3 protein-coding genes are annotated in these 11,839 nt (G+C 68.5%); all 3 read right to left on the reverse strand.

The annotated features are described in order from the left end of the window. Nucleotides 1-22: 22 nt before the first annotated feature. The 3 genes from ACODT5_RS33435 to ACODT5_RS33445 all read right to left on the reverse strand — a co-directional run bounded on the left by ACODT5_RS33435 (nucleotide 23) and on the right by ACODT5_RS33445 (nucleotide 11,808). A complete protein-coding gene (locus tag ACODT5_RS33435; RefSeq protein ID WP_422522835.1) occupies nucleotides 23-10,618 on the reverse strand; it encodes a LamG-like jellyroll fold domain-containing protein in 10,596 nt (3,531 codons plus the stop codon). Nucleotides 10,619-10,852: 234 nt separating this feature from the next. Then, a complete protein-coding gene (locus tag ACODT5_RS33440) occupies nucleotides 10,853-11,458 on the reverse strand; it encodes a BMP family ABC transporter substrate-binding protein (RefSeq protein ID WP_422522836.1) in 606 nt (201 codons plus the stop codon). After that, nucleotides 11,455-11,808, reverse strand: a complete 354-nt coding sequence (locus ACODT5_RS33445) for a hypothetical protein (protein ID WP_422522837.1) — start codon at nucleotides 11,806-11,808, stop codon at nucleotides 11,455-11,457. The genes ACODT5_RS33440 and ACODT5_RS33445 overlap by 4 nt, the downstream gene beginning before the upstream one ends. Nucleotides 11,809-11,839: the final 31 nt, after the last annotated feature.

Below are 11,839 nucleotides of genomic sequence, written 5' to 3' on the forward strand. Positions count from 1 at the left end.
CAAAGCAACAGGACCTGTCAATCTAGCCCAGCGGTTTGCTTGCCTGCCACCAGCCTGTGGGAACACCCTTGGTCGTCCTGTTGCCCCATAGATAAATGAAGTCGGCTCCGGTGGCTTCATAGCCCCGTTTCATGGCCTTCTGACAAGTGCCGCACGGATCCTTGTCTCCCCAGATGATGACCTTGTCCCCTGGCGCCGCGGGGAATTGGTTGTGAATTGGGTCATCCACCACGCTCTTCGTGCCGACCTGAGGTGAACCGCCGGACATTCGACCCACCCGGTGCTCGGTGTGACTGGCCGTGACCTTCCACGGGTATCCCATGGCCTCCTCGGCATCACTGAAGTTGCCGCTTCGCACGCTGTAGCTGTGCTTGAGGTTTCCGGCTCCGTCGTACACCTCCACATCGGCGAAGTGGGTCTTCTTGCCCGGGCAGCCCCAGTTCGCGTTGTGGACGAGAACCGCGAGTTCACCAGCCGCGACGAAGTAGGAATGCAGACCATTGATGGTGAGGTCGTAGGTGACGCGTTCCGCGGTGTACCGCTTGACCTCAAGGATCGGAGTCGGTTCGCCCGAGTCGCTCTGGAGCGTCTGGCCGGACGTGAGGTTGGTGGCCTGCGTCCAGGCGTTGCGGCTGACCTCGTAGAACTGGTGGTGCTTGGTGGTCTGGATCGTCTTCGGACCCGACTTGGTGGCGACGACGACGTCGACGTAGTCACGGTCCGTCTTGGTGACGATCACCGCCTCTACGCGGCGCTTCTCCTTCTCCTTCTTTCCGGGCTCGGCGGCCAGAACGTAGTCGCCGACCTTCACCTCGGAGATTGGCCTGGTCACGGCACTCGCCAACAGCACCGGGGTCAGACCGGTGAAGCTGTGTGGGGTGCAGCTCTTGCGGCCGAGCTTGCCTGCGGCAGCACCGAAGACACCACCCGACGCCGCTCCCACAGCCGTGGCCGTGGCCGCGCCGCCGACGCTGCAGCCCTCCTCGCTGCTGATGCAGGAGATGCCGTAGCCGACAGCGCCTTCCGCGGCGCCGCCCGCGCTACCCATGACAGCGCCCTTGAGCGCCTTACCGCCGACACCGGCCAGCAGACGGCTCACCGCGCCGGAGGCGAGGCCGCCGGCCGCACCACCGAGTGCGCCGGTCACAGCGCCCACACCGACCGCCATGCCGAAGCCGGCCAGCGTCTTCGGGCCGTCGCTCATCATGTAGCCGACGCCGTTGGCCGCCGCACCCGCGAGGGCCGCGCAGCCGATCGCGCCGACGCCCGCCGTGAGAGCCGTGCAGCCGGCGAAGACCGCTACACCGACCGCCACCGAAACGATGGTCGAGGCGTGCTGCTTGACGAAGTTGGCTGTGGCTTTGGCTGCCTTCTTGACGGCCTTGCCGACCTTCTTGGCTGCCTTGACCACCTTCTTCGCCACATGCTTGACAGCCTTGGCGACCTTGCGGACCTGCTTCTTTACGTGCTTGACGACCTTGTGGGCGACCTTCTTTACGGCCTTGTAGGTCCGTTTGACGTATCTCTTGACCTTCTTGACGCTGTCGTTGACGTAGCGCACGGTCTTCTTGACCGCCCGGTACGTCCGGTAGACGGTCTTCTTGACCGCTGCCTTGACCTGCCGCGCGGCCTGCTTGACCACCACGGCGGCCTTCTGGACGGTCGCGACCGTCGCGTGCCAGGCCGTCGAGACGGTCTGGGTGACCTTCTGCGTGACCTTCTTGGCGATCTTCTTGAACCAGTCACCCCAGTGACCCGTCGGGTCGGTGACGGTCATCGGGTTGGCGTTGGCGTACGCGTAGCTGTTCGCGGTCACCGAGGCCGGGAGCGGGTTCTGGGCGACCGTGTCACGGCTGTTGAACTGGCCCGTCTGCGGCGAGTACCACCGCGCGGCCATGTTGACCTTGGCCGTCTCCGGGTCCGTCCAGCCCGACTGGTAGCCCAGCTGGCCGACCATGCCCTGGGTCGAGACGACCTTGCCGAACGGCGAGTACGTCGTCGAACCGGTCAGTGCCTCGCCCGTGGCGGTGAACTGACCCACCACGTCGGTGTGGAGGTCCATGAGTGCCAGGACCGACGACACCCCCGTCTTGATTCCGACCAGCGACCCGTCCGTGTCACGGCTGTAGGTCGCCAAGCCGTCCGATGCGACGTCATTGCCGGTGCCGCTGTACTGGAACGAGAACAGCGGACCCGAGGTCGGGGTGCTCGCGCTCAGCACCCGGTCGAGGCCGTCGTACGCGTAGGTACGGTCGCCCTCGTTGATCACCCGGTTGAAAGCGTCGGCCTTGATCGAGGTCGTCTTGCCGGCCTCGTCCGTGGCTGAGCTCATCGTGCCGCGCGCGGTGTACGCGTACGCACTGTGGCCGTCCGAGGTGAGTCGGTTCCTGGCGTCGTAGGTGTAGGTGTCACCGCCGACGCGTGTGCGGTTGCCGGCCCCGTCGTAGCCGTAGGCCTCCGTCGTCGTCCCGTTGTTCCAGGAGGACAGCCGGTTCGCCCAGTCGTACGTGTAGGTGTTCGCGGACGAACCCGCGAGACCCGACGTCGTCTTGGACGTTTCGTTGCCGTTCTCGTCCCAGCCGTAGGTGATGGACGACAGCTGCGTGCCCGAGGGCGAGGTCAGCTTGTCGTTCGTGACCCGCTGCAGGGCGTCGTACGTGTACGAGCGCTTCGCCTTGCCCGCGCCGTAGTCGATCGATGTGACATCGCTGTTGACGTTGTAGCCGTAGGTCAGCGTGCTGCCCATGGCGCCGTCGTTGACCGTCTTCAGCCGCCCGGCGGTGTCGTAGCCGAAGCTTGACGTGCCGGACGCGTCCGTCCTCGAAGTCATCGCCCCGTCGCCGTTCCAGGCGAAGGAGGAGGCACCCGAGGGCCCTTCCGCGGACAGCAGCAGACCGCGGTCGTCGTAGGCGAAGGTGTTCTTGTCCTCGCCGGTGCCCGCGACGGCCGTGACCCGGTCGTCGGCGTCGTAGTCGTAGGTGCGGGAGATGGTGGAGACTTCCGCTCCCGTACCGGACTGGGTGATCAGCCGGCCCTTGACGTCGTACTCGTTGGTGGCGACCACGCCGCCCGGGGAGCGCTGCTCCTTGGGCCGTCCCGCGCCGTCGTACACCGTGGTGAAGGTGCGGTCCGCCGCGTTCGGGTGGGTCGGAGTGGAGGGCTCGATGACCGATTCCGGCATCCCCCACGTGTTGTAGGTCGTGAGGAAGGGGTTGCCCCGGCCGTCGGTGAAACGCGTCCGGTTGCCCGCCGCGTCATAGCCGAAGGTCGTGGTGATCGACTCGGTCGCCGAGACCGGCTGGACCGCTTTGGTGATCAGGCCGGTCGCATCGTTCGTGAAGGTAGTGGTGTGCCCCCGATTGTCGGTGAGGGACACCGGGTTGCCCGCCCGGTCGTACGTGGAGCTGCTGCTGCGCAGCACCGCTCCGTTCGTGTCCAGGTCGCTCGTTGCGGTGATCTGGCCGAATCCGTCGTACGTGTTCTTGGTACTGGTGCCGTCCGGGTCCGTCGCGGTGAGGACCTGTCCGTCCCTGGTGTAGGTGAAGGTCGACTTGCTACCCGCGGAGTCGGTCACCTCGGTGACCTCGCCCACATTGTTGTACTTGTAGGACTGCGTGATGCCGGTCGGGCTCACGGTCCGGGACAGGTTGCCGCCCGGAGCGTCGTACTCGTTGATCGCCGTGAACGCGCGCTGCGTCGGCTGGCGCACGATGTCCGTGCTGGTGAGAGGGCGTTCCAGGTAGTCCCAGGTGGTTTCCTCGCGGGCACCGTTCGGCCGGGCGGCCGACAGCTGGTCGCCGTTGGTGTCATAGGTGTACTTCGTCGTACCGCCGCCGGGGTCAGTGACCGAGGCGAGGTCCCCGAGCTGGGTGTACGTGTAGGTCTTGCGGGCACCAAGTGAGTTGACCTCCGCCGTGACCTGGCCGAGCTTGTTGTACTCGTTCCAAGTGGTGGCCGTGATCGGGGTCGAGGACCCGGGCGCCGTGTAGTTCGGCGAGCTCGTCGAGGACTCCTGGCCCTCGGCGTCGTACGCGGTGACCACGACGTTGCCGAGCGGGTCGGAGGACTCGGTCTGCTCGCTGAAGGTGTTGTAGCCGGTCATCGACACCGGGCGGACGGAGACCGGGGTCCCGCCGTTCTGCTCCGCGCTGATGGTTGGCGCGGTGACAATGGTCTGCTGGCCCGCCTCGTCGTAGCCGTAGTCGGTGGTGCTGCCGTTGGCATCCGTCATCGACAGCGGCAGACCGCGCTGGTCCAGCTTCCAGGAGGTGGTGCGGACGGCGCTGCCCGCTGCCGGGAGCGTGCCGCCCTTGACCGCGGAGACCTGCGCCGCGGTCAGTGCCTCGCCGTAGACCTGGACGTCGCTGAGGGCGCCCTTGTGGTACTCGCCGTAGGAGCCGGCCGCCTTGCGGCGTCCGATCTGCAGCGGCCCCGTGGCCTCCCAGGGTGCGGTGAACGCGGTCTCCTGGGCGAGCGTCCCGTTGACGTAGAGACGGATCTTGCCCGCCTCCGCGTCGTACATGCCGAAGAGGTGGGTCCAGGCTCCTGCCGTCACCGCGGCGGTGCCGGAGACGGCCCGGGTCAGGGTCAGTCCGGACTCGTCCTTGTTCGGCCGGTTGAACGTCCAGCCGAACGCGGTGGAGTAGTAGAGCTGGAAACCGTTGCCGTACACCGCGTCCTGGGACAGGAAGGTGTGGTTCGCGGTGGTGTCGTCCAGTCGTACCCACGCCCCGACGGAGAAGCCGCCGTTGGTGTTCACGACGGGGCCGGACGTCTTGCCGTAGCTGCTCGACGTGCCGCCGAAGACCGCGGATCCGCCCTGTTCCGTGGAACGGGTCACCCCACTGGTCAGAGTGACCTTGTTGGTGCCACCGGAGGAGTCGTCGGCGGTCGTGCCGGCGCTCTCGTCCAGCTTCCACCGGCCCACCGGCGCCGTCGTGCCGTCGTGGACGGTCTTGCCCGTGACGTTGCCGAGCTGGTCGTAGCGGGTGTCCGAGGTGGAGACGTCACCCGTCGCCGGGTCCTTCTCCGTCTCCGTCACGACGTTGTCGTCCGGGTCGTAGGAGACGCTCGTCGTCCGGGCGAGCCCGGCCGGGTCGAGCACCGACTTCGTCGTGCGGTCGGCCGCGTCCACCGTGAAGGCGGTCGTGGTCTTGCCGTCGTTGGTCACCTGCTGGATGAGGTTGCCGGCGGCGTCGTAGGTGTTGGCCTGCTGGGTGAAGGACTTGCCGGTCTGCGGGTCCTTGCGGACCACGGTGGCCGACAGGCCGTCGTCGGTGTAGGTGTACGCCGTCACCCAGCCCATCGAGTCGGTGATCGACGCGAGGCGGCCGGCGGGGTCGTAGGCCCGCGACTCCTGGACCAGGGTGGCCGGTGACGACGGGTTGTTCGGGTCGCCGGTGTGGTTCAGGAGGCTGGTGGTGAGCGGGCGGTTCTCGCCGTCGAAGGTGTAGGTGTTGACGTTCCCCGCGGGGTCGGTCTCCTTGACCTTGTTGCCGTAGCCGTCGTACTCGAACGACGTGGTGTCGCCGCCCGGGTCGGTGCGGCCCGCGAGGCGGTTGTAAGGGTCGTACGTCATGGTCGTCGTGCGCGCGGCGTCGCCGCCGGTCACGTCCGAGACCGTCTGGGACAGGATGTTGCCGTCCGCGTCGAACCCGGTGGTGGTCCTGGCCTGGTGCACCGCGCCGGTGACCCGGTTGGTGATCGCCGGGCCGGTCTCGGTGAGGACCTGGTCGTTCTTGTCGTACGTCTGGGACGTGACGAGTCCGGCCGGGTTGGCGTCGGATATCTCGGTCCGGGTCAGCTGCCGGCCGAGGTTGTCGTACGTGACCTTCGCCTTGGCGCCGTTGGCGTCGGTGATCTCCGCGAGGTCACCGTTGGCGAAGTAGCTGTACGTGGTCTTCTTGCCGCCGGCCGTCGTGACCTGGTTGACCAGGCCGGCCGGGGTCACAGCGGTGCCGCCCTCGGCCGCCGGGGTGGTGGCCGTGGTGTAGGTGGTGCCGGCGGTGCGGCCGTTCGGGAAGCCGGGCACCGGCGGGGTGGTCACCGCGGTGAGCTTGCCGCCCGTGTCGTAGGTGTAGCTGGTCAGGTACGTGTTGTCCGTGGGGCTCGCGGAACGGCCGTCGCGCTCGGTGAGGAGCAGGTCGTTGCGCAGGTCCATCGGCGGGAACGCCGTGGTGGCGTCGGGGTAGTAGCTGTAGTACGCCGTGGAGCACTTGTTGGCGGCCGTGTCCTGGCAGACGGTCTGGGAGACCGTGTTGCCGCGGATGTCGTGGCCGGTGACGCTGCGGTTGCCGTTGGCGTCGGTCACGGTGTGCAGGAAGCCCGCCGTGTCGTAGCCGTACGTGGTCCGCTTGCCGTCGGTGCCGACCGTGGCGAGCATGCGGTTGCCCAGCTCGGCGTCGTACACGTACGTCAGCGTCTTGTTGGTGGGGTCGGTCAGGGTGACCGTACGCACCGGGGCGATGCCGGAGGACGCCTTGTACGCGGACCAGTGCTGGCCGACCTCGGCGTCGCTCAGGCCCTTGGCGTGGACGGCGACCTCGGCGATGGAGCCGGTGAAGAAGCTGACGTCGGCCGGGGAGCTGTACCACTTGCTGAAGCCGGCGCCGATGAAGGTCCGGGTCGTGGCCTGGTCGTTCGGCGCGCCGGTGCAGCTGCCCTGCTTGGCGCCGTCGAGGTAGAGCGTCTGCGTGGTGCCGGTGGCCGAGAGGACCGCGTGGTGCCAGGCGTTGTCGGTGACGGTCGCCGTGGAGGCGACGTTCGCGTTGCCGTTGCAGGTGGCGCTCCACCAGTGGCCGCGCAGCTTGTTGTCCGCGCCGACGTAGAGCAGGTCGCTCCAGTCGCCGCTGACGCCGGCCGGGTCGTTCGGTGCCTTGGACTGGTCGCTCATGATGACGCCGGGCTTGGTGGTCTTGAACCACAGCTCGACCGAGCGGTCCGCCTTCGTGTGCAGCGGCCCGTAGGGCACCTCCACGAAGGAGCTGGTGCCGTTGAACTGCGCCGCGCTCACGTCACCGGCGCCGAACGGCCCCGCCACGCCCTGCGTGACGGTGTTGTACGTGCCGAAGCCGGTATGCAGCTCGTTGGCCGCCTGCGCCGCGCCCTGCGTGTCGTCCAGCCGCCAGTAGCCGCCGGGAGCGGAGCCCATCACGGCCGAGCGGTAGACCTGCGAGGAGCCGGTGACCGTGGCCGGGTTGAGCTTCCAGGTGCCGCCGTTGCCGTCGGTGGCCTGCTGGACCAGGTCGTCGGTGGTGCCGTAGGTGACCGACGCCTGGGTCTTGCCGCCCGGGGTGGTGATCTTCTGCAGCAGACCGGCGGACCGCTTGGCGGCCTGGTACTGGGCCCCGATGACCTCGGGGGTGAGCGGCTCGGTGTAGATAGCCGCCTCGGCCAGCTGGCCGGAGAAGTGGCCGAGCTGGTCGTTCGCGTTCATCGCGGGCCAGTTGCGGTTGTTCACGCCCGCGCCCAGCGAGATGTACGGGGTGTTCCAGTCCTTGATCTGGCCGGACTTGGTGCCCTGCGAGACGCCGTCCAGGTAAAGGGTCTGGATGGTGCCCGCACCGGTGAGGGTCGCCTGGTGCCACTGTCCGTCGTTGACGGAGGCGGCCGAGGTGATCGTCGTGGTGCAGCTGCCGGTGGCCAGGCAGCCGCGCAGCTTGCCGTCGGTGCCCACGTAGAGCGCCGGGGTGTTGTACCAGGTGTTGGCGACCGGGTCGGTGATGCTCAGCGGCTTGTCACCGTAGTAGAAGAGGACGCCGCCGGCCTGGGTGGTCTTGAACCACAGCGAGATCGTCGTGTACGAGGGCGTGGCGCCGGGGGCGCTCGGCATCTCGACGTACGAGGTCGTGCCGTTGAAGGTGGCCGTCTTCTGGGTGGAGCCGGCCAGCAGACCGCTGCTGCCCAGGGTCACGTTGCGGTACAGGGCGTTGTACTTGCCCTGGTTGGTGTCGACCGTGTCCTTGGTGACGGTCGCGCCCGAGGCCTCGCCGAGCCGCCAGTACGCGTACGGGTCGGCGTCCAGCACCGTGGTGCGGTGGTGGTTGCCGGTGGCGTACGTGTACTGCGTGCACTTGGACCAGTCCGCGGGCGGGCACACCGTGGCGAGCTGGTCGCCGGTGTAGGTGTACTTCCACGTCTGGGCGGTGTCCGGCTCGATCAGCACCGACGGATCGGTGTACACGGTGTCCACGTGCGGGACGGTGGCCCCGGCCGGAGTGGCCCAGGTCAGCCCGAGCGAACGGCCGGCCGTGGTGTTGGTGATCTTCGTCAGCTGCTTGGAGGCGTTGTACGTGAACGTCTCGCCGCGGCCCGCGAAGTCCACGATGGCGGAGATCGCGTAGACGCCGGTCTTCGCGGTCGCCTGCGTGAAGGAGTAGGCCGTGAAGTCCTTGTCGGTCAGCTTGTAGCCGCCGGTGACCGTTTCCAGGCGGGCGTAGCGGCCCAGCGGGGGCACGAAGCTCCCGTCGGTGTTGCGGCCGAAGGCGACCTGCTCACCGCCCGGGTAGGTGATCGCGACGCTGGTGACCGTACCGGCGCCGTCCTTGGTCTCGGCCGCCTTCATGTCGACGACCGTGGACCAGCCGGCGCCGAAGGCGCTGTCGATCCGCGGGTCGATGCTGTTGTACGAGCGGTCGATCTGGAGGGACGGGCCGACGACGGGTACGTCCGCGTCGGTGTCGTCGGTGGTGTAGTTGCCGTCCGACGGGTCGAACTCGTGGCCGTCGTTGTTCTGGGCCAGGCGCGAGGTGACGGGCGGCTGCGGCACCGCGGTGGAGAAGCGGCTCGCCGAGTACATCACCGAGTCGTATCCGTCGGTGACGCTCACGTACCAGTTGTAGTTCTTGCTCCAGCTGAGCTTGCCCGCCGGGACCTTCCAGCCGCGGTCGGCCGTCAGACCGGACGTGGCGACGGCGGTCGTGCTGGTGCTGTCGGCGTCGTACACCTCGAAGGAGTACGAGAGCGCCCCGGGCCAGTTGTCGGCGTCGCTCGCGTTGACGAGCAGCTCCGGCTGGAGGGTGTGCGCCTGGAAGTTCTCCGGCGGGTACTGGGCGTCGACCTGCGGCTTGGTGTTGGGCGAGTAGGTCAGTTCCAGGGCCGGCCGCCAGCCGGAGGTCGCCGAGTTGTCGGAGTGGAACTTCTTCCAGTGCAGGGCGTCGCCGGTCGGCGCGGTGAGGGCGAGGCCGTAGTTGGCGCCGCCGAGGGCCACCTGGTCGAACCAGGCGGTCTGGAGCGGCACCGGCATCTTCACGCCGACGGTGGTGGCGCCGGTGGTGTTGGTGCAGGAGGCACCGGGCGCGGGCGTGACCGACCCGATGGCCGTGCCGAAGCTCGGACCCGGGTAGCTCGTGACGCCGGAGGGCGTCCACGACTGCGTGATGTGGTTGACGGAGAACGACGACGCGGTGCAGGTCGAGGACCAGAGCGCGTACACGTTCAGCGTGGCGGCGGTGACCCGCTGACCGGCGAGCGTGCTGCCCAGCGAGGAGAACTGAAGGAACGAGTTCGCCTTGTTGGTGCCGGAGTCGTACGAGCCGACCTTGATCTGGTTCTCGGTGGAGTGGTCACCGCCGATCGTGTTCTGGCTGTACGTGGAGTTGCTGGAGGTGACGGTCGGGTCGACGGTCACCGGGTAGACCCGCTCGGGGGCGTCCAGCCAGGCACGGTCCGCGGTCATCCGCAGGGCCGGCTTGCCGTCCGCCTCGATCAGCTCGTAGGTGACGGCCCGGGACTGGGCGGCGTCGCCGGAGCGCGGGTCGATCTTGGAGTCCTCCATGAACGCGTGCGGGATGGTGGCGGTCACCTTGCCGTCGGCGCCGGTGAACTCCACGTCTCCGTCGGCCGCGATCCGCGGCGTCAGTCCCTTGGCGTCCAGGAGGAAGGTCCAGGAGTTCGCCGCCTTCGGGGACCGCAGGACGAGGTTCTCTTTGAAGCCCTCGCTGAGCGGTACCAGCTCCACGTCGGTGTCGGGCAGGACGCCGGCGTAGGTCGTGGTGCCGTTCGCCGCCACGGTGGGCGTGGCCTTCGCGGCGCCGCTCAGCGCGTAGGCGAGGGAGCGGCCGGAGCCGAAGTCGATGGAGGCGAGCTGCTGGTCGGCGGCGTTCGGGGCGAACTCGACGTCGAGCGAGTTGGCGCGCTCCTGGAGCCGGCCGTCCTTGTCCGCGACCAGCGCGGTGTCGATCTGCTTCCAGGTGCCGTCGGCGTCCTTGAAGTTGGCGCGGCCGGAGAAGTGGCGGACGGTGGTGGAGCCGTCGGCGTTGACGTAGTGGTCCGACGTGGCCGTGGACTTCTTGGCGTCCCGCTTGCTGGTCCGGGCGTCGAAGCTCTTCGCCGTTCCCTTGGCCTTGCCGGTCGTGGCCGTTGCGGGCTCGTCGGTGAACCGCTTGTACGGATCGAGTTCGCCCTTGCCCTTGCCGGGCTTGCGGCCGGCGGAGCCTTCGGCGCTGGTGTCGTCAGCGGAGGCCTGGTGGCCCTTGCCGCGGGCGGTGCCGCCCTGCTGGTCGGGTGTGTCCAGCGGGGACGTGCCGGCCCAGCCCATCAGGCCGGACAGGGAGAATCGGGGCATGCTCAGCGCCGGAAGCGTGACGCCACTGGCGGCCGCGGTCTCGGTGGTGAGCATGCAGGAGAAGGAGATCAGGACGGAAAGAGCGGTGACCCTCGCTCTTCGCCTACCGGTACGACCCGGTGGGAAGAGGCGCGAGCTACGAACCCTACGAACACGCATGGGCGAGCCTTCACTTACGCGAAATCGATGAAATCTTCGCGAGACTGCCCGATCGCCGAACACGGGTGTGAGCCGGGGCCAGCGCTTTTACCTATTCTTTATCCGCCACGCGAGATCGGCGCTTGACCGTTATGCGCCCGACGCCTCGACGGCCTGGCGAACGGCCTTTGCCACGGCGTCCTTCAGCCCGTCACCGGACTTCACCGCCGTGACGTTCCCGGCCGCCTTCGATCCGTCCACCACGACGAAGCGCGCCTCGGGGTGCCCCTTCGCCCCCGCCTGCGTGGCCTCCACCTGGGCGGCGCCGACGGCCAGCACCACATCGCACTTGCGCTGCATCAGGCTGTTGAAGAACGGCCGGGCGTTGTCGGCCGAGGGCTCCCCGACGACCGGGACGTAGGTGACGCGCGCGCGGGTCTCCAGCGAGGCCGCCTGCATCCCCTCCCACACCGGGGCGGCGGGCGCACCGGTCACGATGCCCTTCTCGTCCGTCAGCAGGCAGGCGTCGAACTCCTTGTACTGGCGCGCCCTCGGGTCGGGCGGGCCGTCCTGCCCGCTGCCGACGAACACCCACGCGCCCGCCAGGGCGAGCACCAGCACGGCCGCGCCGCCCAGCGTCCATCCCGTACGGCCGCGCAGCGTGCCGCTCACCGCGTTCAGCACCCGCCCGAGGAGCGTCCCGCTCCCGGATTCGGGGCGATCCGTCCGGTTCCTCCAGGTACGGCGCGTCTTCATCGGGGCCCCGCCGCAAGTCTCTTGGCGAACAGGCAGTGCAGCGCGGCGCCCACCGTGGAGAGGAACAGCAGCAGCACGTCGATGCCGAACTGCCAGCCGTGGGTCTCCTCCGGCGTGAGGGCTATCTGGAACCACCAGGCGACGCTCACGCAGCCGAAGAGGAGGGCGGCGAGCCAGTCGGTGCGCGCACCCCGGCGCCGGGCGATGACCAGCGAGGGCACCGCGCCGAGGACCCCGAGGCTCAGCACCGGGACAGCGGCCAGCAGGGCCCTGGGAAGGAGCCCGGGCAGGGTCCTTTCCCGCGGCGGGGCCGCACTCTCGACGGTCGCGGCTGCGACGGTGTCCTTCACGATCGGCTACCTCTCGGGAACGCGTTGACGC

The organism is Streptomyces tatrensis (assembly GCF_049310065.1).
GTDB lineage: Bacteria > Actinomycetota > Actinomycetes > Streptomycetales > Streptomycetaceae > Streptomyces.

What these genes read in the sequence shown, in the direction of transcription:
- ACODT5_RS33435 (WP_422522835.1), bottom strand. Translation starts at nt 10,618, where the DNA reads ATGCTCACCACCGAGACCGCGGCCGCCAGTGGCGTCACGCTTCCGGCG.
- ACODT5_RS33440 (WP_422522836.1), bottom strand. Translation starts at nt 11,458, where the DNA reads ATGAAGACGCGCCGTACCTGGAGGAACCGGACGGATCGCCCCGAATCC.